This window comes from [Clostridium] clostridioforme AGR2157 (assembly GCF_000424325.1).
In the GTDB taxonomy this organism is placed as follows: domain Bacteria; phylum Bacillota; class Clostridia; order Lachnospirales; family Lachnospiraceae; genus Enterocloster; species Enterocloster clostridioformis_A.
Genome location: NZ_AUJR01000009.1, coordinates 1 through 24,797 on the forward strand (window position 1 = coordinate 1; position 24,797 = coordinate 24,797).

19 protein-coding genes are annotated in these 24,797 nt (G+C 49.0%); 14 read left to right on the forward strand and 5 right to left on the reverse strand.

The window, feature by feature from the left end; all coding sequences use genetic code 11:
• Window positions 1-143 precede the first annotated feature (143 nt).
• Together gltB and G614_RS0105250 are read left to right on the forward strand one after the other, a co-directional pair.
• Window positions 144-4,685 carry a glutamate synthase large subunit gene (gene gltB / locus G614_RS0105245; protein ID WP_027641110.1) on the forward strand — a complete coding sequence of 1,514 codons (4,542 nt, stop codon included), beginning with the start codon at window positions 144-146 and terminating at the stop codon, window positions 4,683-4,685.
• 15 nt (window positions 4,686-4,700) lie between these two features.
• Window positions 4,701-6,188 carry a glutamate synthase subunit beta gene (locus G614_RS0105250; RefSeq protein WP_027641111.1) on the forward strand — a complete coding sequence of 496 codons (1,488 nt, stop codon included), beginning with the start codon at window positions 4,701-4,703 and terminating at the stop codon, window positions 6,186-6,188.
• A 291-nt stretch (window positions 6,189-6,479) separates the two neighbouring features.
• Here G614_RS0105250 and G614_RS31090 read toward each other — a convergent pair whose 3' ends face one another.
• Window positions 6,480-6,650: a hypothetical protein gene (locus G614_RS31090; protein WP_155245020.1), complete on the reverse strand. Its 171-nt coding sequence runs from the start codon at window positions 6,648-6,650 to the stop codon at window positions 6,480-6,482.
• 168 nt (window positions 6,651-6,818) lie between these two features.
• Between G614_RS31090 and G614_RS0105260 the strand changes: the two genes are divergently transcribed.
• The 3 genes from G614_RS0105260 to G614_RS0105270 all read left to right on the forward strand — a co-directional run bounded on the left by G614_RS0105260 (window position 6,819) and on the right by G614_RS0105270 (window position 9,207).
• Entirely contained in the window at window positions 6,819-7,016 is a 198-nt protein-coding gene (locus tag G614_RS0105260; protein ID WP_027641112.1) for a hypothetical protein, read from the forward strand.
• Between the two features lie 362 nt (window positions 7,017-7,378).
• Window positions 7,379-7,870 carry a DUF5721 family protein gene (locus G614_RS0105265; protein WP_027641113.1) on the forward strand — a complete coding sequence of 164 codons (492 nt, stop codon included), beginning with the start codon at window positions 7,379-7,381 and terminating at the stop codon, window positions 7,868-7,870.
• Window positions 7,871-7,986: 116 nt separating this feature from the next.
• Complete coding sequence (locus G614_RS0105270; protein WP_027641114.1) at window positions 7,987-9,207, forward strand: sigma-70 family RNA polymerase sigma factor; 1,221 nt, start codon at window positions 7,987-7,989, stop codon at window positions 9,205-9,207.
• 286 nt (window positions 9,208-9,493) lie between these two features.
• Here the strand turns inward: G614_RS0105270 and G614_RS0105275 are convergent, their stop codons facing one another.
• The 3 genes from G614_RS0105275 to G614_RS0105285 all read right to left on the reverse strand — a co-directional run bounded on the left by G614_RS0105275 (window position 9,494) and on the right by G614_RS0105285 (window position 13,940).
• Complete coding sequence (locus G614_RS0105275; protein ID WP_002587617.1) at window positions 9,494-10,903, reverse strand: cation:dicarboxylate symporter family transporter; 1,410 nt, start codon at window positions 10,901-10,903, stop codon at window positions 9,494-9,496.
• A 91-nt stretch (window positions 10,904-10,994) separates the two neighbouring features.
• A complete protein-coding gene (locus G614_RS0105280; RefSeq protein WP_027641115.1) occupies window positions 10,995-12,692 on the reverse strand; it encodes an FAD-dependent oxidoreductase in 1,698 nt (565 codons plus the stop codon).
• A gap of 63 nt (window positions 12,693-12,755) precedes the next feature.
• Window positions 12,756-13,940 (reverse strand): MalY/PatB family protein, encoded by a 1,185-nt coding sequence (locus G614_RS0105285; protein WP_027641116.1) that lies wholly within the window; start codon window positions 13,938-13,940, stop codon window positions 12,756-12,758.
• Window positions 13,941-14,227: 287 nt separating this feature from the next.
• On the opposite strand from G614_RS0105285, the gene G614_RS0105290 reads away from it, so the two are divergent.
• From G614_RS0105290 to G614_RS0105325, 8 genes are all read left to right on the forward strand, one after another.
• Window positions 14,228-14,488: a hypothetical protein gene (locus tag G614_RS0105290; protein WP_027641117.1), complete on the forward strand. Its 261-nt coding sequence runs from the start codon at window positions 14,228-14,230 to the stop codon at window positions 14,486-14,488.
• A gap of 141 nt (window positions 14,489-14,629) precedes the next feature.
• The gene (locus tag G614_RS0105295) at window positions 14,630-15,106 is read left to right on the forward strand and encodes a MarR family winged helix-turn-helix transcriptional regulator (RefSeq protein WP_002587620.1); all 477 of its coding nucleotides are present in this window, start codon (window positions 14,630-14,632) and stop codon (window positions 15,104-15,106) included.
• 368 nt (window positions 15,107-15,474) lie between these two features.
• On the forward strand, window positions 15,475-15,741 hold the full coding sequence (locus tag G614_RS0105300; RefSeq protein ID WP_027641118.1) for a type II toxin-antitoxin system Phd/YefM family antitoxin: 267 nt from the start codon (window positions 15,475-15,477) through the stop codon (window positions 15,739-15,741).
• Window positions 15,734-15,997, forward strand: coding sequence for a Txe/YoeB family addiction module toxin (locus G614_RS0105305; RefSeq protein WP_027641119.1), 264 nt, complete (start codon window positions 15,734-15,736; stop codon window positions 15,995-15,997). Before G614_RS0105300 ends, G614_RS0105305 begins: the two co-directional genes overlap by 8 nt.
• A 397-nt stretch (window positions 15,998-16,394) precedes the next feature.
• Window positions 16,395-18,416 (forward strand): molecular chaperone HtpG, encoded by a 2,022-nt coding sequence (gene htpG / locus G614_RS0105310; RefSeq protein WP_027641120.1) that lies wholly within the window; start codon window positions 16,395-16,397, stop codon window positions 18,414-18,416.
• Between the two features lie 146 nt (window positions 18,417-18,562).
• Window positions 18,563-19,975 (forward strand): hypothetical protein, encoded by a 1,413-nt coding sequence (locus G614_RS0105315; RefSeq protein WP_027641121.1) that lies wholly within the window; start codon window positions 18,563-18,565, stop codon window positions 19,973-19,975.
• Window positions 19,976-20,096: 121 nt separating this feature from the next.
• Window positions 20,097-20,957, forward strand: coding sequence for a DegV family protein (locus tag G614_RS0105320; protein ID WP_027641122.1), 861 nt, complete (start codon window positions 20,097-20,099; stop codon window positions 20,955-20,957).
• Window positions 20,958-20,977: 20 nt separating this feature from the next.
• Window positions 20,978-22,327 carry a CapA family protein gene (locus G614_RS0105325; protein ID WP_027641123.1) on the forward strand — a complete coding sequence of 450 codons (1,350 nt, stop codon included), beginning with the start codon at window positions 20,978-20,980 and terminating at the stop codon, window positions 22,325-22,327.
• Here the strand turns inward: G614_RS0105325 and G614_RS0105330 are convergent.
• The gene (locus G614_RS0105330; RefSeq protein ID WP_027641124.1) at window positions 22,246-23,247 is read right to left on the reverse strand and encodes a TIGR01212 family radical SAM protein; all 1,002 of its coding nucleotides are present in this window, start codon (window positions 23,245-23,247) and stop codon (window positions 22,246-22,248) included. The genes G614_RS0105325 and G614_RS0105330 overlap by 82 nt on opposite strands.
• A 175-nt stretch (window positions 23,248-23,422) precedes the next feature.
• Here G614_RS0105330 and G614_RS0105335 point away from each other — a divergent pair, with 175 nt between their 5' ends.
• Complete coding sequence (locus G614_RS0105335; protein ID WP_027641125.1) at window positions 23,423-24,715, forward strand: galactokinase; 1,293 nt, start codon at window positions 23,423-23,425, stop codon at window positions 24,713-24,715.
• The last annotated feature ends 82 nt before the right edge of the window (window positions 24,716-24,797 follow it).

Sequence of the window (24,797 nt, forward strand, 5' to 3'; positions counted from 1 at the left end):
TGAAAGTCCGAGTAAACTATTGAACCGCGTAGTACCGAACGGTACGCTACGTGGTGTGGAAGGGGAGGTTAAAATCTCCCCTATCCGATTTTAAAATCGGTTTATAACATCCCCCATTTATACAAAGAAAGGAAGAAATATTTATGGAATCCAAACAGAAACAGCCCGGACTGTATGAACCACGTTTTGAGCACGATAACTGCGGCATCGGCGCCGTGGCCAATATAAAGGGCATCAGGAGCCACCACACAGTGGACCAGGCCCTTCATATAGTTGAAAATCTGGAACACAGGGCAGGAAAGGACGCCGAGGGCAAGACAGGGGACGGAGTGGGAATCATGCTCCAGATTTCCCACGGATTTTTTAAGAAGGTGACAGAACCCCTGGGCTTTCAGCTAGGAGGCGAGAGGGAGTATGGCGTGGGCATGTTCTTCTTCCCCCGGGATGAACTGATTCGCAGCCAGGCCATGAAGATGTTTGAGATCATTGTGCGCAAGGAGGGCATGACCTTCCTGGGATGGAGGGTGGTCCCCACTGCCCCTGAGATTCTCGGCAAGAAGGCCGTGGACGTGATGCCCTATATTGCCCAGGGCTTTGTGGGCAAACCCACCGGAATGAAGGCAGGACTGGATTTTGACAGAAAGCTATACATAGCCCGCCGCGTATTTGAGCAGAGCAACGAGGACACCTATGTGGTATCCTTAAGCAGCAGGACTATTGTGTATAAAGGCATGTTTCTGGTGGGTGAGCTGAGGCTGTTTTTTTCAGATCTCCAGGATGAGGATTATAAGTCGGCCATTGCCATTGTCCATTCCAGATTCAGCACCAACACCAATCCCAGCTGGATGCGGGCCCATCCCTACCGCTTCATTGTCCACAACGGTGAAATCAATACCATCCGCGGCAATGTGGATAAGATGGTGGCCAGGGAGGAGAACATGGAATCCGAGTATTTCAGATACGACATGCACAAGGTGCTGCCCATCATAAACCAGGAAGGCTCTGATTCCGCCATGCTGGACAATGCCCTGGAATTTATGGTCATGAGCGGCATGGACCTGCCCCTGGCCGTCATGGTCACCATTCCCGCGCCCTGGGAAAATGACAAGTACATGGACAGCGAAATAAAGGATTTCTACCGCTATTACGCCACCATGATGGAGCCATGGGACGGACCTGCCTCCATCCTGTTCACGGACGGCGACGTGGTGGGGGCTGTGCTGGACAGAAACGGGCTGCGTCCCTCCCGGTACTACATAACAGAGGACGGCTGCATGATACTGGCCTCTGAGGTGGGCGCCATTGACATTGACCAGACAAAGGTGGTGAAAAAGGACCGTCTGCGTCCCGGCAAAATGCTGCTGGTGGATACAAAGCAGGGAAGGCTCATTGATGATGATGAGCTTAAGCACTGCTATGCGTCCCGCAACCCATACGGGGAGTGGCTGGATTCCAACCTGTTCAATATAAAGGACCTTCCGGTGCCCAACAAAGGCATCCCCGCCATGAAGGACGAGGAGCGGCTGAGGCTACAGAAAACATACGGTTACACCTATGAACAGTATAAGACCATGATTCTTCCCATGGCCCTGAACGGTGCGGAGGCTGTGTCTGCCATGGGCGTGGACAGTCCCCTGGCTGTGCTGTCAAAGAAGCACCAGCCCCTGTTCAACTACTTTAAGCAGCTCTTTGCCCAGGTGACCAATCCGCCCATTGACGCCATCCGCGAGGAAATCGTGACTTCCACAACGGTCTATGTGGGTGAGGAGGGCAACATACTGGAGGAGACAGCGGAAAACTGCAAAATCTTAAAAGTGGAGAATCCCATCCTGACAGAGACGGATTTGCTTAAAATTAAGAACATGAAGAAGCCCGGTTTCAAGGTGGAGGTGATTCCCATTACCTACTACAAGAATACATCCCTTGAAAAGGCTATTGACCGCCTGTTCCTGGAGGTGGACCGGGCCCACAAGGACGGCGCCAATATTATCATACTCTCAGACCGGGATATTGATGAGAACCATGTGCCAATCCCGTCCCTGCTGGCTGTGTCGGCCCTGCAGCAGTACCTGGTAAGGACCAAGAAACGCACCGGCGTGGCCCTGATACTGGAAAGCGGTGAGCCCAGGGAGGTCCATCATTTTGCCACCCTGCTGGGGTACGGGGCCTGTGCCGTCAACCCCTATCTGGCCCACGAGTCCATCCGTTCCCTGATTGCCTCCGGCATGCTGGATAAGGACTATTACGCGGCTGTCTGCGACTATGATTTGGCTGTGCTCCACGGCATTGTGAAGATTGCCTCCAAGATGGGCATATCCACCATCCAATCCTACCAGGGCGCCCAGATTTTTGAGGCCATCGGCATTTCAAAGGATGTGGTGGATAAATATTTTACTGATACGGTGAGCCGTGTGGGCGGCATTACATTAAAGGATATTGCAGGTGATGTGGATGCCCTTCACTCCGCTGCCTTTGATCCTCTGGGGCTGGACGTGGATTTGACCCTGGAAAGCGTTGGCAGCCACAAGTCCCGCTCCGGTGAGGAGGATCACCTTTATAATCCCCTGACCATCCACCTTCTTCAGGAGGCGGCCAGGACAGGTAATTATGACATCTTTAAACAATATACGGCCCAGGTGGACAGAGAAGATAAGATGTACCATCTGCGCTCCCTGATGGATTTTGACTTTCCTGAGGACGGAGGCATTCCCCTGGACCAGGTAGAGTCCGTGGAATCCATTGTCAGGCGGTTTAAGACAGGGGCTATGTCCTACGGCTCCATCTCCCAGGAGGCCCATGAATGCCTGGCCATTGCCATGAACCGGATTCACGGTAAATCCAACACAGGGGAGGGCGGCGAGAGCCTGGACCGCCTGATTCCGGGACCTGCGGGGAACAACCGCTGTTCCGCCATCAAGCAGGTGGCTTCCGGCCGTTTCGGAGTCACCAGCCGCTATCTGGTAAGCGCCCAGGAGATTCAGATAAAGATGGCCCAGGGCGCAAAGCCGGGGGAAGGCGGCCAGCTGCCCGGAGGCAAGGTTTATCCGTGGGTGGCAAAGACCAGACATTCCACCACAGGCGTCAGCCTTATCTCGCCTCCGCCCCATCATGACATCTATTCCATTGAGGACCTGGCCCAGCTCATATACGATTTAAAGAATTCCAATACCAGGGCCCGGATATCCGTCAAGCTGGTATCAGAGGCCGGGGTGGGCACCGTGGCCGCTGGCGTGGCCAAGGCCGGGGCCCAGGTAATCCTGATCTCCGCCTATGACGGAGGAACAGGGGCAGCCCCCAGGAATTCCATTTACAATGCAGGGCTTCCATGGGAGCTGGGGGTGGCGGAGGCCCATCAGACCCTGATTATGAACGGGCTTCGCGACAAGGTGATTCTGGAGACAGACGGAAAGCTTATGACCGGAAGGGACGTGGCAATGGCCTGTATGCTGGGAGCGGAGGAATTCGGCTTTGCCACTGCGCCGTTGGTGACCCTGGGCTGTGTTATGATGCGTGTATGCAACCTGGACACCTGTCCCATGGGCATTGCCACCCAGAACCCGGAGCTGAGAAAGCGTTTCAGAGGTAAACCGGAGTATGTGGTGAACTTTATGCAGTTTATAGCAGAAGAGCTGCGCGGGTACATGGCAAGGCTGGGGGTGCGCACCGTGGATGAGCTGGTGGGCCGCACGGACCTTTTAAAGAGGCGTGAGAACCTTCCCCTTGGCCGGGCCGGCCAGGTGGATTTAAGCAGGATACTGGATAACCCCTATGAAGGCCGGGATGTGGCAGGATACAGTGGGAAACAGGTCTTTGATTTCCACCTGGAGGACACCATGGATGAGCAGGTGCTTTTAAGAAAATTCAAAAGCGCCCTTGGAAGCGGCCAGAAAAAAAGCCTTCAGGTGGAGGTGTCCAATGTGAACCGCACCCTGGGGACCATATTCGGATCCGAGATAACCAGGAAATACCCGGAAGGGCTTTCTGATGATACGTTTACCGTCAGCTGCAATGGAAGCGGAGGACAGAGCTTTGGGGCATTTATCCCAAGGGGACTGACCCTGGAGCTGGCAGGAGATTCCAACGACTATTTCGGCAAGGGACTTTCCGGCGGCAAGCTGGTGGTGTATCCCCCGAAAGGCGTGCTCTTTAAGGCTGAGGAGAATATCATAATCGGCAATGTGGCCCTATACGGAGCTACCAGCGGAAAGGCGTTTATAAACGGAATCGCGGGGGAGCGCTTCTGCGTCCGAAATTCAGGAGCAACCGCTGTGGTGGAGGGCGTGGGGGACCACGGCTGTGAATACATGACAGGCGGCTGCGTGGTGGTGCTGGGAGCCACGGGCAAGAACTTCGGGGCCGGCATGAGCGGCGGCATCGCCTATGTGCTGGACGAGGACCGCAGCTTTTACAAGCGCCTCAATAAGGAACTGGTATCCTTTGAGGAAGTGACCAACAAATACGATGTACTGGAACTGAAAGGCCTGATTGAAGAACATGTGGCCTGCACCAACTCTCTGAAAGGCGGGCGGATCCTGGAGCATTTCAGTGAATACCTGCCCAAGTTCAAGAAGGTTGTTCCCCATGATTACCGGCGTATGATGAATGCCATTGTGCAGATGGAGGAAAAGGGACTGAACAGCGAACAGGCGCAGATTGAGGCATTTTACGCCAATTTAAGAGGTTAAGGAGGCAGAACAATCATGGGAAAAGCAACAGGATTCTTAGAATATGGGAGAGAAGTGGGAAGGGGTGAAGCTCCTGAGGAACGAATTAAAAACTGGAATGAGTTTCACACGCCCTTAAGCGAGGAGGAACAGAGACGCCAGGGGGCCAGGTGCATGGACTGCGGCGTGCCATTCTGCCAGTCAGGCATGATGATTGGCGGTATGGTCAGCGGATGCCCCCTGCACAACCTGGTGCCGGAATGGAACGACCTGGTGTATACCGGAAACTGGAAACAGGCATACAACCGGCTTAAGAAAACCAACAGCTTCCCGGAGTTCACCTCCAGGGTATGCCCGGCCCCCTGCGAGGCGGCCTGTACCTGCAGCCTGTACGGGTATGCAGTGACCGTGAAGGAAAATGAGAGGGCCATCATCGAAAAGGCATACGACAGCGGATATGCCCTCCCCAATCCGCCCTCCATCCGCACCGGCAAAAAGGTGGCAGTTATCGGATCCGGTCCCGCGGGCCTGGCTGCTGCGGACCAGTTGAACAAACGGGGGCACAGCGTCACTGTATTTGAACGGAATGACCGTGTGGGCGGACTGCTGATGTACGGCATACCCAACATGAAGCTGGAAAAATGGGTTATTGACCGCAAGGTGGATGTGATGAAGAAGGAAGGCGTCACCTTTGTGACGGGAGCGGACGTGGGCAGGAATTACCGGGTCAACAAAATCAGGAAGGAATTTGACCGCATCATCCTGGCCTGCGGGGCCTCCAACCCAAGGGATATCGATGTGCCGGGCAGGGACAGTGCAGGCATATACTTTGCGTTGGATTTTCTGAAAGCCACCACCAAGAGCCTGCTGGATTCCGGGCTGGAGGACGGAAGTTTCATATCGGCAAAGGATAAGCATGTGCTGGTAATCGGAGGCGGGGACACTGGAAATGACTGTGTAGGCACATCCATCCGGCACGGCTGCGCCTCAGTCACCCAGTTAGAGATGATGCCCAAACCTCCCGTGGAGCGGGCGGAGAACAACACCTGGCCGGAATGGCCCAGAATCCTCAAGACAGATTACGGCCAGGAGGAGGCCATAAGCATATTCGGTTCAGACCCAAGGCAGTACCAGACCACTGTGAAGGAATTCATAAAGGACGGGGAAGGCAAGGTATGCAAGGCCATAATCACAAACCTGGTTCCCAGGAAAGACGAGGAAACAGGCTGCACCGTCATGGCAGCCGTAGAAGGAAGCGAGCGCGAAATCCCCGCCGACCTGGTACTCATAGCCGCCGGCTTCACAGGAACTCAAGCCTACGTAGCAGACGCCTTCGGCGTAGACCTGGACGCCAGGACAAATGTAGCCACAGAACACGGCGCCTACCGCACCAGCGCAGACCAGATATTTACAGCCGGCGACATGCACCGGGGCCAGTCACTGGTAGTATGGGCCATTCGCGAAGGCCGCGAAGCCGCCAAAGCCGTAGACAGGGATATGATGGGGTATACAAACCTGGCCTAGCTACAAGCAGTGCGCATAGGGACACGAAAGGCCGGGAAGGCAAGCTCGCTTACCTTCCCGGCCTTTCGTGTCCCTATGCATACGGCGCCAGCCGTCCATCTTGAAGGAGCGCAGCGGATTCAAGATGGCAGCACTGCGGATTCAAGATGGCAGCACTGCGGACTCAAGATGGCAACGCAGCGGATTATCACCGCGAACTTAAGACAGCAACGCAGCGGACTCAATGATGGCAGCACTGCAAACTCACATATTCCCCCGCCTCCCCACCTTCCCCCTGATTATTCCAACACATTACGCCAAAGCCAATCCCCACGCAATGGGATTAGCAAAACAGACGGCCAGATACCCCCAGCCGCTGACAGCCAGCCAGTCGCCAAGTCCCCGTCCCAGCAGTTCGCCCAAACCGGACAGCACGGCATGAATGCTGTATCCCATCCCCTGCAGGGCATTCCTGAAAATCATCAAAGCCCCCACCGTATTCCCAGGCGGACCCGGTCCATGCGGACTTATCCGGAACCACCCGAATCACCGAGATTCCGGACAGTAACCACCAGATGTTCAGCAGACCGCTAATCAGCTGGCTGGCCACAGTGGCAGTTTGCTTACAGTGAGGACGCCATAGCACGCCTGGTGGAGCAGGGGCTGGGAATATCCATTGTGGCGGAAACGCAGTCCCTGCCCCTTTACCGAATCGGGCTGGTACGCCCGGAGTGGCTTGATAAGGGAAGATTTATTTATCTCACATACCACAGGCTGAGATATCACGGGAAGGCGGCCAAGGAAATGATGGATTTCGTGCTGAAACGAAGTCCGCTGGATGAGATATAGTCGATATTCAGACACTATGAAAAAGAGGAAGAATATGTTAGAGTAAAGCAATCAGAACACCTCAGATTATCTCAGACTATATTAGAGCATCTCAGACAATATCAGTGCATATCGGACAATATCAGAGTATCTTGACCCTAACCTCCCCCTCCGCATACCAATCCTGCCAAACGCATTCCGCAGAAAACAGCAGCCGGAAAAACGCCGGAAAACCGTCCGTGCGCCACCAAAGAACCGCTAAAGACACTTCCTGATATTATCAGAAAAATCCACACAGTTTCTATTTGACGTCAATAGTGAAAAACTGTATAATTGAGTAAGAATTTGGAAACCTGTGGTGTAACCCAGGTCAGGAGAACAATATGATTGCATTAAAAGCAGAGGATGTGAAGACATTTACATCCAAACTTTTCCTGAAGGAAGATTTTGACAGCTTCCTGGTTAAGGAAGTGAACATTGTCACCTATAATAATTTTACCATCGACGGACACATCAGGCAGGGATATTATACAGATGAGGAGCTGGAGGAGAACCGGATTGAGTCCTTTTCCTCCTGGAAGGTGCTCCGCCCCGTATGCTTTTCGCTGATTAAAGGAAAAAAGCTGCCGGGTAGCTTCCATATTGTCCTGCTGCTTCCTCCTTCGGACACAGAAAAATTCGCTTCCTCTTCCGGAAGCGGTATAAGCGGTGACCAGATACAGGGACTTTATCTGAATATCCGTTACGAAGACGGAGCATTATATTGTGTGACGGGAACTTCACTGAACTTTTTTACCATGGACAAGGCCTTGGAAAATGAGTGGGACAAGGCAGTGGCAAAGTTCATGCGTACCCATGAGATAGTATGTACCTAACGTACCCGCAGACCGAATAACGGTACTGTGCTGCGTAAGCCCCGCTGTTTAAAGAGGGATTTACGCAATGCAGTACCTATATTTAGTATGTCCCAGGAGAAGGGGGAGGATAACATATGGATAAAATGGAATTGTCTAAGAGACTGGAGCAGCTGGTCAGTGAGTCGGCCGCCAAGGAAGGACGTCTGGAGATGACCCAGGTGCTGGACCGTTTCCGTGATGTTCAGATGACGCCGGAGGAGATGGAGGATGTCTATCTGAAGCTGGAGCGCAAAGGTGTCCACATACAGGCGCCCGAGGAACTGGAAGAAGATTTGCCTGAGGGGGACTTTCTTTTAGACGATGATGCCGAGCTGGAACAGCCGTCCCTGGTGAAGGAAGATTTCCGCTGGGGAAGGGACCGCCTGGACCTGGATGAGATGCTGGACAGCGGCAGTATGGGTTCCGGCGGGGATGAGGAAGAGGAGGATTACGACGGATATGGTCAGGAGCGGCTTCTGGAAGGCGTGTCCACAGCAGACCCAATCCGTGAATACTTAAAAGAAATCGGTTCCATTGCACTGCTTACACCGGAAGAGGAATCAGACCTGGCAAGACGCAAGTCAGAAGGCGATGTGGAAGCGGGCCGCAGGCTGGTGGAGGCCAACCTGCGCCTGGTAGTCAGCATCGCCAAACGATATACCGGAAGGGGCATGAGTTTTCTGGACCTGGTTCAGGAGGGAAACCTGGGGCTTATGAAAGCAGTGGAGAAGTTTGACTATGCAAAAGGTTACCGGCTCAGCACCTATGCCACATGGTGGGTGAAGCAGTCCATTACCAGGTCCCTGGCGGACCAGTCCAGAACCATCCGGCTTCCGGTCCACATGGTGGAGGCGGTGAACAAAATCCGCCGTGCCCAGCGCAGCCTGTCCGTGAAGCTGGGACGGGAGCCGTCCATGGAGGAAGTGGCTGAGGAAGTGAACATGTCTGAGAAACGGGTGGCGGAGCTGATTCAGGCATCGGGTGATACCGTATCACTGGAAACCCCGGTAGGTGACGAGGAGGGATCCAATCTGGGAGATTTTGTGGCGGACGACGCCAATGCTTCCACAGAGGATAAAGCGGAGAGCTTTCTTTTGCGGGAGGAGATTGACAGCATGCTTCAGGGGCTGAATCCCAGGGAGCGTGAGGTCATCATTCTGCGTTTTGGCCTGGAGACCGGACATCCCCTGACCCTGGAGGAAGTGGGAAAACGGTTCAACGTAACCAGGGAGCGTATCCGCCAGATTGAGACAGCTGCTCTCAGAAAGCTTCGCAATCCCTCCAAAAGCAAGAAAATCAGGGATTTTCTCCCATAAAAAGGAATTCATTATAGCCCGTTGTATCCAGACGGGAAAATGGTGTAAAAAATGGTGTAAAATTGAGCCTTGACATGATGATTGAAAATTGAATATTTGTACAACTGAATAAGTCCATGAGTATGTAGCTGCATCGCATATTCACGGGCTTATTTTAGTGCGCCAAAAGCGTCACAGGGGCATTGTAGGGGAGCTCCGGTTTTGCGGCGTAAATCAAATCAAGCTTCTCCAGGGTAAAAGTACACTATTCCTATGTCTTTTTAATCACCTTCCATAACTCTTCATCTTATGACCTTTTCTCCTGCTGATTCAGACTCATATCATTGTAAGCTGTCATATTCAAACTTTCCATATGTTTATCTACAACAAGCGCATTGGTCAGAGAACCCGTTACATTGAGCATTGTTCTTGGCATGTCGATAATTGGGTCGATAGCCAGAATCGGACTTACCATTGCAAACTGTGCACCCATACCCACGCCAGACAGGCCTACGGAAGCCGCCATAGTTGCAGTACCTGGAATACCTGCGATACCTAATGAACCGATGGTTACAACGAAGATTGTCATTACAATCATGGTAATATCGACTGGAGTTCCAGTTACGTTACATACATAGATAATCAACAGAGATGGAAAGATACCTGCACACCCTTGCATACCGGCAGTCGTGCCGAAACCAGCCACAAAGCTTGCCGTCCCTTGGTTTACCCCCAGTTTCTTAGTCAGAGTTTCAATCGTCATTGGAAGGCAGCCAACGCTAGAACGAGAGGTAAATGCCATTAACATTGTTGCGTAAGATTTCTTTACGTAAGTCATAGGATTCAAACCATTCACTGCCAGCAGGATTAGTTGGATTGTAAACTGCACGGCTGCTGCAACGTAAAGTGCGATGATGAATTTACCAACCTCAAGGATAGAGGACAGACCTCTTTGAGCGATGGTATTTGCCAATAAAGCAATGACTGCCCATGGCATATAATCAAGAATCAGCAAAGCCATATTAATCATCGCTTTGTGAGCTGCATTAATCAGATGATACAATGGTTTTGCAGCCTCCTTGCTCTCATAATTTATCCACCAGATTGCTAGACCAAGAAAAGCAGAGAAAATAACAAGACCAATGATGTTGCTGTCTACCATAGCTCCAACAATATTTCCTGGAATTAGGTTCTTAATTGTGGTAGCTACAGGAGTGATTTCTTTTGCTGTTGCAGCACCTCCTTCAACTAAGGTGGCTCCCTTACCAACGCCAAACAGCATGCCAATCACAATGCCAGTTACAGAAGCAACCAAAACCATGCCCATAGTAATGATGATAGTATTCTTGACCAGTTGGCTCATGGCTTTACCCTGCTGCATGTTGATAATAACCTGCATGATTGAAATCATAACAAGCGGAACTACAATCATCTTGATAAGGTTGATGTAACCGTTGCCGACCATTGCAAACCAAGTTGTTGTCTCTGCAACGAACGCAACATCCATTGGAGCATCTGGAAAATTGGCAACAAACTGGATTGCCAGGCCTAATACCAAGCCAAGACCCGTGCCAACCATAACTACCACTGCAAAGTCCATATGTTTTTTGTGGTATAAAACATGAATCAAATAGAATAGACCTACAAGAACTGCCAGAAAAACAATGGTCTTTATATCGCTTATCATTAAAAACTGCTTAAAAAATACGTTTTCCATACCCCTGACTCCTTTTCCTTCGTTTTTAATGTAATGTTCTGTACCCACACAGTTATTAGCAGTTACAGCTTCATCAACATAAATACAGCCATTACATAAAGTTATATTCTGTAAGTATTTTTTTCCGTCCAGTCGTTATATCTGTAAAGTATTCATAATAGCTTATTCCCAAAAACGATCCGGAAATATTGAAAATGTTGATAAAACCACAGCCCTTTAACGCCATAATAGCATTATAGCTTCTCTGGCTGGTCCTGCAATGTAAATATACGGGACGATTGTGTGGGATTTCAGAAGTCCTCTGCCTTATCTCTCCCAATGGGATGTTGACTGCACCAATAAGATGGCCTGCTTCAAATTCCTCATGGGTTCTTACATCAATGATACAGGCACCACTCTCTACTAGGTTTCTGACCTCACTTACATGTATCTGTTTGAAAACACCATGCAGAATGTTAAGACCTACCAGTGCAGCCAGATTTACTACATCTCTTGCCGTGCCAAACAAAGGGGAATAGCAAAGCTCCAATTCTTTTAAATCCTCCAGTGTACCGTTCATAGTAATCAAAGTGGCGATGACATCAATCCGTTTGTCCACATTACCTTTTCCAATGGCCTGAGCGCCCAGGATTCTTCCAGTAGGCACTTCAAATACGAGCTTAAAATGGATAGGAGAACTATTTGGCATTAGTCCTACTTTATCCATTGCAATGGTATAAACAGAATCGCAAGGTATATTATTCGCCTTTGCATTTTTTTCATTTAGTCCCGTGGCTGCTGCATTAAGTTCAAAAATTCTGACTGCACAGGAACCAATCACACCTTTATTAATCCCATGCATACCATACATGGCATCAGCAGCAGTCCTCGCCTGGCGCAAAGCTGGTCCTGCCAGAGGAAGCCTGACTGGCTTGTGTGTTAGGCCCTGGTACACCTCAATGGCATCTCCCACTGCATAAATATGTGGATCGCTGGTACGGAAATCTGGTGTAACCTTGATTGCGCCCGTTTCACCAATTTCCAGTCCGGCCTCTTTCGCAAGCGTAGTCTCAGGCAGTACTCCAATTGCAAGTACTACTACATCAGCCGGCAGTTCCCTCTCAGAGTTTAGGATTACCTTGTCTTCTGTGATAGCCTTTATACCATCTCTTAAAATTAATTTCACGTCATTATCACAGAGTTCCTTATGCAGGATTTGGCTCATATCATAATCAAAAGGATTCATAACCTGACCGGCTGCTTCTACTACAGAAACATTCTTTCCAGCCTTTTTAAGGTTCTCTGCCACTTCAAGACCAATAAAGCCTCCGCCAACTACAACCACATCGCAGATGTTCTCCCGGTTTAAATATCGATCTAGTTTAACAATATCGCTTACATTACGTACAGTGAATACGTGTGGAAGAGATACTCCTTTAATTAGCTTAGGGCAAATAGGGGCGGAACCAGGTGACAGAACCAATTCATCATAAGCCTCTTCATATTTCTGACCCGTGATTCGATTGTTCACCTGAATCTTTCTGCGGACACGGTCTATACCGCACACCTCATTGTTGATTCGCACATCGATATTGTAAGAAGTCTTAAAGTCTTCCGGTGTCATCAGTGTGAGATTATCTTTATCCTCCACAGTTCTACTCAAATAGTAGGGAAGGGCACAGTTGGAGAAGGATACATGCTCTCCTTTCTCAAATATGGTAATGCACGCATCTGCATCCAGACGCCTAACTCTGGCTGCTACAGAGGCGCCACCAGCAACTCCCCCTACAACCAGCACACGTTTTCCCATGTTTTCACTTCCTTTACAATTCAATTATACTGTTGTTATTTCTATCAGATACGAAAATGGTAATCATAGTGCTTTGATGTTTGTAACGATACTCTCCACAGCAGTCCTGATATTTTTTGTATCTGTTGCAAGGTTAATACGTATAAAACCATGTCCTGTAAAGCTGAACCATTCCCCCACATCACAAGCCAGACGGCATTTATTCTGGATAAAGCTTGCTGTTTCTTTTTCAGGCACATAGCTGCGTAAATCAAGCCATGAAAGGTAAGTTCCCTCAAGAGGTGTCACCACAACATCAGGAAGCTCCTTGGCAAATTCCAGCTTCATATAGTTATAATTATGACAAATCAGTGATTTTACGTTTTCAAACCACTCTTCGCCATTACGAAATGCGGCTTCCATACCTGTAACTCCCAACAAGTTAACTTCCGGAGAGCCTATACTCTTTATATAGGCATCATAGGTTTCCATCAGCTTCCTGTCGTAAATAATCACATGAGAGTGAATTAAACCGGCTAAGTTGAAAGTTTTAGATCCGGAATTTAGGATAATCAGCATATCCCTATATTTTCCGCCCTTAACAATAGCTGAAGATATGAAAGGAATTTCTCCATATGTAAAATCCTGGTGAATCTCATCTGACACTACCAGCACTCCATGTCTGTGGCAGATATCTAACATAGCATTCAGTTCTTCTTCTGACCATACGCGGCACACAGGGTTATGCGGTGAACACAGTATGAACATCTCTACATTGTTATCTGATATTTCTTTTTCGAACTTGTCAAGATTGAGGCTGTAATGGCCCTTGTTATTATCCAGGTCACATGTTACCAGCTTTCTTCCGGTGTTCAGTATTGCATCATAGAATGGATAATATACAGGAGGGCAGATTATTATGGATGCATTTTCCTTAGTATATGCTCTTATTGCAGCATACAGTGAGCCTACCACGCCTGTGGCAAACCGTACATTTTCTTTGACCAAATCTATACCATGATGTTTCTTTTGCCATGCAAAAAATGCATCATAATAGGAATCTTCTACTTTACCATAGCCAAACACACCGTGTTCCACACGCTTTGTCAGTGCTTCACGGACTGCTGCCGGCGATTGAATCTCCATATCAGCGACCCATAACGGAAGCAAATCAGCATCTCCGAAGATTTCCTGCAGTGAGTCCCACTTTAAAGTGCCGGTGCCCCTTCGCTCAACACAATTTTCTCTACAGAACTTTTCAAAATCCATCCAGATACCACCTTTCTGACACATATAATATAGTTTCGAAACTGAACAATATTATATTATATATTGTGCTTATTGTCAATATATCAAGTTATAAAAGTTAATAATTAGCTGTTTTACACATAGAAAATCTAGTTTTGACTTAATATTGTTTTGTTAATTAACTATTATAAGAGAATGGCTTGCATTGAACACCGTAAAATATCGTACAGGACTTTCTGATGCTTTTTCGTTCCTGTTTGGAACGGCAGTAGGATGGTCTATCTTTCTGTCCCTCTCGGATACCGTATGTGGCAAAAAGAGTATCCAAGCTAAAGCTTGCGGCATCGAAAGATCTGGTCTCCATTGTGGATGAATATCCCAATCTGGATGTGAGCTGCAATGCAAGGTATGACTCTGTCATGTATGATCTTGCCCCTGAGCCAACAGGGAAAAGAGGAAGACCGGCAAAACATGGAAAACGTCTTTCACCAGAGGTCGATTTTACACTTTCCAACGAGAAGATTGGTAATTATTACTTGGGACACGCAGAGCTGTTTCAAATGCTTTGAAACGGCTTATTCAGCAACGGTTCAATTATTTATGAAAGTTGTAAAGTGGTGTTGTTTTAAAATCTTGCAACATAATTTTAAATATGATATTATTGATAATGTCTTAAATAGTATGAATATGTAAGAATAAAAGGAGTTTATATGACCCACTTTACAGACATTGACAATGCATACCGCAAGATAACCGCTAGGGCCAATATGCTGTATGAGTTTGTAATTTTATATCACAATTATATCTATGGAAAACACACCTATGAGGCTGAAAATTGCAATATGATGCAAATACACACTCTTACCTTTATTGATGATTGTCCCGGTATTACAGCTACCCAGTTATCTAAAATTTGGCACAAAAGCAAGAGTGCCATATCACAGACCATCAAAAAGCTAATCGAATCCGGATATGTAGAAAAGCGTTATATGGAAAACAATGAAAAAACGGCCCGTTTATATGTGACCGAAAAAGGAAAACGGCTTTCCAGTGTTCACAAAGCATATGATATCGCAGATATTACACAAACTACAGCCTATCTTATCGAACAATGCAGCGAGGCTGATTTAGAGGCCTTTTATCGAATCGTTGAACAATACACCAAACTTCTCAAAGAGGAACTGTAACCTGGATTTGGAGTCCCCACCCCCATCTTTTTTATTTTAAGACGAATACAGTGCTTTTTCGAAACTGCGGAAAAAGTATAGGGATAAGTTCGGGAGATATCCGGTTGCCATAGTAATTGCATATTGTGTCAAAACTCGGCTTCTTATCTGGTAAATATTACTAACCCGTGAGTTTTGCGCTCTGTTTATAAGTGGTCATAAGTCGTCAAAACCTTGTAAATACGTTGTTTTTTGGAATCCAAATACATCTAAATAAGTCTAAGTAGTTTCATTTGACAACTACATCTAAAAATGGAGGTAATACTATTGACGTACAGAATAATGTACGTTATAATATAAGTACAGAAAACTGTACGGAGGTGAACGCTATGTTGGCAGTGAATTATACAAATCTAAGAGATAATATGAAAACCTATATGGATAAAGTCACAGATGATTACGAAACCATGATTGTTACGAGGAAAGATAACAAGAATGTGGTGATGTTATCAGAGGAATCATATAATAATCTAATGGAAAACATTCATGTTATGGGAAATAAGGCAAATTACGATTGGTTGATGGAATCTAAAGCACAGTTGGACAGCGGGAAAATAGCCATCCATAATCTTGAAGAGGTAAGTGCTGATGAATAAAGTCTTTACAGAAAATGGATGGAAGGATTATGTATATTGGCAGACCGAAGATCGTAAGACTTTAAGAAAGATAAACCAATTGATTGAAGATATTTGCAGGAACGGAAATGAAGGAGTTGGAAAACCAGAGCCTTTAAGCGGAAATTTAGCAGGGTTTTGGAGCAGAAGAATAAATGATAAAGATAGGATTATCTATAAGATAGACGAAGAGAATGTTTATATATTGGCCTGTAGATACCATTATAGTGATAAATAATTGCCATTAATATAGAAGGAACAGGTTTCCAACATGGAAATACGGTTCCTTCTTTTACTGTCTGTAGCATCAAATCAGTTCTATGCCTATAATGAAATTATTTTAAATGTAAATGGAGAGGTCTATGGAGGAGCGCAAGAAAAATGGACAAATTAAATGGCACAATTATGGAAATGGTGTAAAAGTGGTGTAAAATATTTTAGTAGATTTTACGAACCTGGAAAATGTAGTAAATACAAGGAAATTTTGATTTAAAAACGAGATTATTAGCACTCAACAAAAATGAGTGCTAGTTTTTTGTTGACATTTTATTCGTCTCGTACTAAAATGTAGTTTGTGAGTAAACATTGCAAAACATGAAGAACTAATTATTATATAAGAAAGAGGCGGATAAAAGATGGCAAAGAAAGGCAGTTTATCAATTACAAGCGAGAATATTTTCCCGGTAATCAAGAAATGGCTGTACTCTGACCATGACATTTTCTACAGGGAGCTGATCAGCAACGGCAGCGATGCCATTACCAAACTTAAGAAGCTGGAACTCATGGGAGAGTATGAAAGACCGGAGGATTTGGAGTACAAAATCCAGGTGTCCGTGAATCCAAATGACAAGACCATCAAGATCACAGACAATGGACTTGGCATGACCGAGGACGAGATTGACAAGTACATTAACCAGATTGCATTCTCCGGCGTACAGGATTTTATGGAGAAGTACAAGGACAAGGCCAATGAGGACCAGATTATCGGTCATTTCGGACTGGGCTTCTACTCTGCGTTCATGGTTGCCGACAAGGTATCCATTGATTCTCTGTCCTACCAGAAGGATGCCAAGCCGGTCCACTGGGAATCAGAGGGCGGCATTGACTTTGAGATGGAGGAAGGAGATAAGGCTGAGGTGGGAACCACCATCACCTTATATCTGAACGAGGACAGCACCGAGTTCTGTAACGAGTACAGGGCAAGGGAAGTAATTGAGAAGTACTGTGCATTCATGCCTGTGAACATTTTCCTGGACAATGAGACAGCCGAGCCCCAGTATGAGACCATTGAGAAGGACGAGCTCACCGACAAGGATACAGTGGTGGAGACCGTCATCGAGCCAGCCAAAACCGAGGAGAAGGAAAAGGAAGACGGTACCAAGGAAATCGTGGAAATCGAGCCTTCCAGGGAAAAATATAAAATCAACAGGCGTCCGGTGGCCTTAAATGACACCAACCCTCTGTGGAACAGGCATCCCAACGAGTGCAGCGAGGAGGATTATAAGAGCTTCTACCGCAAGGTGTTCAGGGATTACAAGGAGCCGCTGTTCTGGATACACCTGAACATGGATTATCCATTTAATTTAAAGGGCATCCTGTACTTCCCGAAAATCAACATGGAGTACGACAGCCTGGAGGGAACCATCAAGCTGTACAACAGCCAGGTGTTCATTGCGGATAACATCAAGGAAGTGATTCCTGAGTTCCTGATGCTTTTAAAGGGCGTCATTGACTGCCCGGATCTGCCTCTTAACGTGTCCAGAAGTGCCCTTCAGAATGACGGCTTCGTGAAGAAGATATCTGATTACATCACGAAGAAGGTAGCAGACAAGCTGTCCGGCATGTGCAAGACAGACAGGGAAAATTATGAGAAATACTGGGATGACATTGCACCCTTCATCAAGTTCGGCTATATCAAGGATGAGAAGTTTGCTGAGAAGATGGGAGACTTCATCCTGTACAAGAACCTGGAGGGCAAATACCTGACTCTTCAGGACTGCCTGGATGAGAACAAGGAAAAGCATGAGAATACTATTTTCTATGTGACCAATGAAAAGGAACAGAGCCAGTACATCAACATGTTTAAGGAAGAGGGAATTGACGCAGTCATCATGCCTGCCGCCATAGACAGCCCGTTTATCTCACATGTGGAGCAGAAGAAGGAAGGCCTCAAGTTCCTGCGCATTGATACGGACCTTAACGCCGCGTTCAAGGAAGATGTAAAGGAAGACGACGAGGAATTCAAGAAAACATCCGAGGAGCTGACAGAAGCATTTAAGAAAGCCCTGAACAATGACAAGCTGGACATCAAGGTCGAGAAGATGAAGAATGCGGGCGTGGCTTCCATGATTACCGTATCCGAGGACACCCGCCGTATGCAGGATATGATGAAGATGTACAGCATGGGCGGCATGGACATGGGCATGTTCGGAGGAACAGGGGAGACACTGGTGCTCAACGCAAACCATCCTCTTGTGCAGTATGTGTTGGGACATAAGGAAGATGCCAATACATCCAAAATCTGCGAACAGCTGTATGACCTGGCAAGCTTAAGCCACGGCCCTCTGGCTCCGGAGCGCATGACGGCATTTGTAAGCCGCAGCAATGAAATCATGATGATTATGGCCGGCGAAAAAACAGAATCCGAAAAAGCATAATAATCCTGCGGAACATATAAAAACGTAACACAAGAGACTGGTTTCAAGAGAGAGCTTTTGAAACCAGTCCCTTTTTGCGTTGCACGGGCATTCTAAATCGGTTATACTGGAAATATCTTATAGTATGAAGGAAGGAGAGGGGTTGTATGAGAGGTAAACGTTTCATGGCAGTGCTGCTGAGTACAGTACTGACAGCCGCAGGCGCGATGACAGCCTGGGCGCTTCCCACGGGGCTCAGTTCCATTGAGGGCAGCACGGTGAGAAGCAGCATGGCCGGATTTGAGGCCACATTTCCAGCCGGATATGAGGTGGGAAGATATGGAGGAAACCTGGGGTTAGACTATCTGTCCTATATGGAAGAGGATGGGGTGAAGATTGATTTCACTGCCGCTGCCATTGACGAGGAGAATGAGAGCTTCCTTGCCATGGCCGGCATTGTGGCAGACCTGGAAGGTGAGAGCCTGGAGGGAGTAATGCAGGAGATGCTGCAGCTGCTGGGCCAGGACGCATCCTATGGTTCCTATGTATCCATGGGGACAGCCGGCATAGCAGGAGTTTGTTATTACTCTGTTAAGATTAATTACGGAGCCCTGATGGCACAGTATATGTCTGCCTGGATAGGCAGTTATGACATGACCCCGGAGGAGAGACAGGAGTATGACGCCTACATGGAGGAGCTGGCCAACAGTATGTTCCTGGATGTCTACATGAGGGAGATTGGCGGAAACTGCTACATGCTGGTCCAGATCTATTCCGGTGACCAGGCATTAACGGCAGCCCTGCTCTTAAGCCGGATGCATCCATACGCAGGAGGCGGCTGGAACTACACGGAAGCAGGCGGCTGGCAATATCTCCACGGAGACGGCACCTACGGGACCAACGAATGGGCACTGGACGAGAACGGCCTTACATACCGTCTGGACGGAAACGGCCAAATCATGTACAAAGCCTGGATTGAAGAAAACGGAAGATGGAAATACGTGGATGAATTCGGCCACATGGTGACCAACCTGACCAAGACCATAGACGGCAGCCAATACACCTTTGACGCCCAGGGCTACATGGTAGAGGGAAGCGAGCGTCCGGCCGCAGCCTACGAGACCGGCACCATATCAGGAAAGACCTACAGCAACCGCTGGGCCAACCTGTTCATAAAGTTCCCCGAGGCAGCAGAACTGATGCTGGGCGACGGAAGCTACTACAGCTATCCCTTAGAGGCTGGCGAGAACATGTACTACTGGTACGACGGCGGAACCGGCTATCTGCTTACCATAGACTATACCGATTCCACCCAGCAGCTGGACCGCTACCTGGAATGGCTCATCGAATATGCGGGCTACTACGATTACGCCGTTGACAGCACAGGCACAGTAAACATGGGCGGCTACGAATACAAGTACGTAAAGACCTCCGGCCAAAACAGCGACGGCACCACAGAACACGAGGACACCTACTTCCGCCAGATAGACGGCAAACTCATGGAAATCTCCATCGAATACACCGGCGACCGCCAAGCCACCATAGACCAGATTCTATCAGCCATAGAGCAGGCGCACTAAAAAAACTCCATAAAACTGGAAACACATAAGCATTGCATTTTACCATCCATACTGTTATAATAAGTAGTAATGAATACTACATGTGAAAACACATGGATAAGAAAAACCGGAGGACATAATTATGACCTATAAGATTATCGGGGATAGTTGTCTTGATTTAACAGAGGATATGAAGAAGGATCCCAGATTTCAGATGATACCGCTGACACTGCAGGTAGGCAGTGCCCAGGTGGCGGATGATGAGACATTTGACCAGAAACGGTTTATAGAGATGGTAAAGGCGTGCCCGGAGTGCCCAAAGACAGCGTGTCCGTCGCCGGAGACTTTTAAGGCTGCATTTGAGGAGGCGGAGGCGGAAGCAGTGTTTGTCATCACTCTGTCCAGCCACCTCAGCGGAAGCTATAATTCAGCGGCAGTGGCAAAGAAGCTGTATGAGGAGGAGATGGCGGAAAAGGGCATGGCGGAGCAGGCCAAGAAAGTGGCTGTCATTGACTCACTTTCCGCATCCTCAGGGGAGTTAAACATTGCCCTCTTTATCCAGAACCTGTGCGATTCCGGACTGGAATTTGATGAGGTGGTGGAGAAGACCCTGACATACAGGGATGGCATGAATACTTACTTTGTTCTGGAGAGTCTGGATACACTCCGCAAGAACGGGCGTCTGTCAGGCCTGCAGGCATTTTTCGCCACAGCCCTTAACATCAAGCCTGTCATGGGAGCGGATACAGGAACCATCATCAAGCTGGACCAGGCCAGGGGAATGAACAAGGCACTTCAGAGAATGTGTGACATTGCGGTAAAGGAAGTGGTGGACGCGGCCGGCAAGATTGCGGTTGTCTGCCATGTGAATAACCCTGAACGGGCTGAATACGTAAGGGATGAGCTGGCTAAGAGAGTGGGATTTAAGAAGATTGTGGTTACCAACGCGGCAGGCGTGGCCACTGTATATGCCAATGACGGAGGGATTGTACTGGCAGTCTGATGTCCGGCAGGAGAGGTTTTATGAAGAGAACAGGATGTATTGTGGCAGCAGCCTTGTTATTAGGGCTGCTGCTGGCCGGTATTACAGGATATTTTATATGGCATTCAGGACAGGACAAATATGTCAGGGCTGAGATGGTAGGCGCCTCGGGAGGTGTCGGCATGGCCGGCGGGGAGGCGCCGGACCCGGAGGAAGCGGGCGGAGCAGGAACAAACGGAAAGGGACCACAAGGTGCCGGAATTGGTGAAAACGGACAGGGTGGTACCGGAACAGGCGGTATTACAAATCCGGACAGCGCCCAAGGCGCGGACGGTCCGGATGCAATGGATGGCGGCTTATCTGCCAATCCAAGTGACGCTAAAGAACAGGGCCACGGAACGGGAACAGCGGATGAGGACTCTCCCCTGCAATTTGTATTTGCAGGTGATATCCTCCTGTCTGACCATGTGCTGAACGCATATCAGAAGGCAGGCAATATAGGCGGAGTGGTGGACAGCGGATTCCGCCAGGTGATTGACGGCGGCGACATCTTCATGGCAAATGAAGAATTCCCCTTCAGCCGCCGCGGAACAGCTGCTGCGGATAAGCAGTTTACCTTCCGGCTTCCCCCGGAAAAGGTATCCATGTTTCAGGAGCTGGGAATAGATATCGTGACCCTGGCCAACAATCATGCCCTGGATTTCGGTACGGATGCCTTGGTGGATACATGCAGCACCCTGGATGATGCCGGAATCCTGCGGGTGGGAGCCGGAGCCAATCTGGAGGAAGCCAAAAAACCGGTATTCATGGAGGCAAAGGGCCGCAGGATTGGATTCCTGGGCGCTTCCAGGGTCATACCGGAGGGCTCCTGGAACGCCACTTCCAAAGGACCGGGCATGCTTACCACCTATGACCCGTCCCTGCTTTTGGAGGAAATAAGAAAGGCCAGGGAGGCCTGCGATTACCTTGTGGTATATGTGCACTGGGGGATTGAACGTGACGAACGGCCCCAGGGGTACCAGAGGACCCTGGGGCAGCAGTATATAGACGCGGGAGCTGACCTTGTGGTAGGGAGCCATCCCCATGTGATGCAGGGGCTGGAGTATTACAAGGGGAAGCCCATTGTGTACAGCCTGGGTAATTTTGTGTTTGGCAGCAGTATACCGAATACAGCCCTTCTGAAGGTGGAATGGGACGGGGAGGACGCGCTGCTGAGGCTGGTGCCGGGCACATCCTCAGGGGGATATACCAGGATGCTTACGGACGAAGGAGAAAAGGCCGGTTTTTATCAGTATATCACATCCATTTCCTATGGCGTGACAGTTGGGGAGGATGGAATTGTGGTGCCGGGAGAGGAGAACGCGGCCGGGTTGGAGGAATCCGGGACATAACATTTTCCCTGCCAGGTATTTCTCTCCTTAAAACGGCGGTGGAGGGTGTTTAACACCAGCCGTTTGTTGCCGCTCCATATAGGGGCCAGAAGAAGGGATTTTGGACCGTCCCCTGTCAGGCGGTGAATGGTCAGTTCAGGGGGAAGGCATTCCACACAGTCTATGACAAAATCAATGTATTCCTCCATTGCGAACATGGGAAAGGGATTGGCCTGGCAGTAATCTGCCAGGCCGGTCCCTTTTAAAATGTGGAGAAGCTGGAGCTTGATTCCGTCTATGGGGCTTTGGGCCAGATAATTCACGGTTTCTGACATCATGTCCCGGGTCTCGCCGGGCAGGCCTAATATGACATGGACGATGACGGTCAGGCCGGCTGCCTTAAGGCGTCTGAGGGCGTCCTCAAACACCGGCAGTCCATAACCCCGGCGGATAAAGGCGGCGGTGGAATCATGGATGGTCTGGAGACCCAGCTCCACCCATACCGGTTTCACGCGGTTTAAATCCTTTAACAGGCCCACAACCTCAGGCTCCAGACAGTCCGGCCTGGTGCCGATGGACAGGGCGGCTATGGCGGGATGGGAGACTGCTTCCCCAAACAATTGCTTCAGATAGGGCAGGGGAGCGTACGTATTGGTGTAGGACTGGAAATAGGCAATATAAGAACCCTGTGTGCCGTCCGGCATCTTCCTCTTTACCTGTGCCATGGCCTGTTCTATCTGCTGTGAGACAGCCGTCTGCCTGGGAGCGGCAAAATCACCGGAGCCGCCTTGGCTGCAGAAGATACAGCCCCCTGTTCCCAGGGTGCCGTCCCGGTTGGGACAGGTCATGCCTCCGTCCAGTGACAGCTTATAGATTTTCCGGCCGAACTGCCGCCTCAGCTCATAGTCCAGGGAGTGATAGGGTTTTCCGTTCCATTCCATTGTGAATACCTGCTTTCTTATAGGATACTGTTTAAGAGATTATAACAGCAAAGCCTGTCCTGTGTCATCCCTATTTAAAAAACGTATAAAGACAGTAGAATATTGTATTGTTGTTTCTGCCCCTTGTGTGATAAACTGAATTCAGAAGTTTCATAAAAGATAGGAGAGGTAAGTCATGAAGGTAAACGAGACAGTAAAACTGCTGGAGAGCGACGGCGCCAGGACTCTTATGGCGCAGCTCTACGGGGAAGACGGGGTAGAGGCCAATGTAAAGCGCTATGAGGATTTGCTGGCCGGGTATGAGAAGATGTTTGGCGGGGAAGGGGATGTGATGCTGTTCTCCTCACCTGGCAGAACGGAAATCAGCGGCAACCATACGGACCACAACCACGGCAAGGTACTGGCAGGCAGCATTAACCTGGACTGTGTGGGCGTGGCCGGAAAGAATGAATCCAATCAGGTACATATTGTCAGCGAGACATATAATCAGGATTTTACCATTGATCTGAACCATCTGGAACCCAGCGAGAAAAAAGCGGGAACCGTGGACCTGGTAAAGGGCCTTCTCCAGGGATTTAAGGATTCCGGCTACAGCTTGGGCGGATTCAACGCATATATCACCAGCAATGTCATAAGCGCGGCCGGGGTCAGCTCATCTGCCTCCTTTGAGATGCTGCTGTGCTCCATGCTCAACACATTTTTCAATGAAGGCCGTATCAGCACCGTGGCCTATGCCCATATCGGCAAGTTCGCCGAAAACAACTACTGGGACAAGGCGTCCGGCCTGCTGGACCAGATGGCATGTGCTGTGGGCGGTCTTATCACCATTGATTTCATGGAGCCGCTGGTACCTAAGGTGGAGAAGATTGACTTTGACTTTGGTTCCCAGGACCACAGCCTGATAATCGTACAGACCGGCAAGGGACACGCTGACTTAAGCGCGGATTATTCCTCTGTTCCCGCTGAGATGAAAAAGGTGGCCAGGTATTTTGGGAAAGAGGTATTGTCCCAGGTATCCGAGGAACAGGTGATAGACAACCTGGCAGAGGTACGGCAGTTTGCCGGGGACCGCTCCGTGCTGAGGGCACTGCATTTCTTTGAGGAGAATAAGAGGGTGGAGGCAGAGGTACTTGCCCTTAAGGAGAACCGTTTCCAGGATTTCTTAAACAATATAACGGCATCCGGCAATTCCTCCTGGAAATGGCTCCAGAACTGCTTTACCAACAGCAATTACCAGGAGCAGGGAATCACGGTTACCCTGGCGCTTACGGAGCTGTTCATAGCGGAAAAGCAGAAGGGGGCATGCAGGGTCCACGGAGGAGGCTTTGCCGGTGTTATCATGGCAGTGCTGCCCAATGAACTGGTGGACGAATTCATACGCTACATTGAAAAATGTACAGGAGAGGGAAGCGCCTACAGAATGAGCATCCGTCCATACGGAGCCATCTGCTTCAATGACCTGATTTAGCCGTGTTCTGCTTTCTTTTCGACATAAAACGCCGTGATTTGCCGGGCTGACGCTTTCAGTTCCCGCGGATTCCTGTGGTAAG

Excerpts from the sequence above, each read along its gene's own strand:
- gltB (WP_027641110.1), top strand. The coding sequence starts at position 144 with ATGGAATCCAAACAGAAACAGCCCGGACTGTATGAACCACGTTTTGAG.
- G614_RS0105250 (WP_027641111.1), top strand. The coding sequence starts at position 4,701 with ATGGGAAAAGCAACAGGATTCTTAGAATATGGGAGAGAAGTGGGAAGG.
- G614_RS31090 (WP_155245020.1), bottom strand. The coding sequence starts at position 6,650 with ATGATTTTCAGGAATGCCCTGCAGGGGATGGGATACAGCATTCATGCC.
- G614_RS0105265 (WP_027641113.1), top strand. The coding sequence starts at position 7,379 with ATGATTGCATTAAAAGCAGAGGATGTGAAGACATTTACATCCAAACTT.
- G614_RS0105270 (WP_027641114.1), top strand. The coding sequence starts at position 7,987 with ATGGATAAAATGGAATTGTCTAAGAGACTGGAGCAGCTGGTCAGTGAG.
- G614_RS0105275 (WP_002587617.1), bottom strand. The coding sequence starts at position 10,903 with ATGGAAAACGTATTTTTTAAGCAGTTTTTAATGATAAGCGATATAAAG.
- G614_RS0105280 (WP_027641115.1), bottom strand. The coding sequence starts at position 12,692 with ATGGGAAAACGTGTGCTGGTTGTAGGGGGAGTTGCTGGTGGCGCCTCT.
- G614_RS0105285 (WP_027641116.1), bottom strand. The coding sequence starts at position 13,940 with ATGGATTTTGAAAAGTTCTGTAGAGAAAATTGTGTTGAGCGAAGGGGC.
- G614_RS0105295 (WP_002587620.1), top strand. The coding sequence starts at position 14,630 with ATGACCCACTTTACAGACATTGACAATGCATACCGCAAGATAACCGCT.
- G614_RS0105300 (WP_027641118.1), top strand. The coding sequence starts at position 15,475 with ATGTTGGCAGTGAATTATACAAATCTAAGAGATAATATGAAAACCTAT.
- G614_RS0105305 (WP_027641119.1), top strand. The coding sequence starts at position 15,734 with ATGAATAAAGTCTTTACAGAAAATGGATGGAAGGATTATGTATATTGG.
- htpG (WP_027641120.1), top strand. The coding sequence starts at position 16,395 with ATGGCAAAGAAAGGCAGTTTATCAATTACAAGCGAGAATATTTTCCCG.
- G614_RS0105315 (WP_027641121.1), top strand. The coding sequence starts at position 18,563 with ATGAGAGGTAAACGTTTCATGGCAGTGCTGCTGAGTACAGTACTGACA.
- G614_RS0105320 (WP_027641122.1), top strand. The coding sequence starts at position 20,097 with ATGACCTATAAGATTATCGGGGATAGTTGTCTTGATTTAACAGAGGAT.
- G614_RS0105325 (WP_027641123.1), top strand. The coding sequence starts at position 20,978 with ATGAAGAGAACAGGATGTATTGTGGCAGCAGCCTTGTTATTAGGGCTG.
- G614_RS0105330 (WP_027641124.1), bottom strand. The coding sequence starts at position 23,247 with ATGGAATGGAACGGAAAACCCTATCACTCCCTGGACTATGAGCTGAGG.
- G614_RS0105335 (WP_027641125.1), top strand. The coding sequence starts at position 23,423 with ATGAAGGTAAACGAGACAGTAAAACTGCTGGAGAGCGACGGCGCCAGG.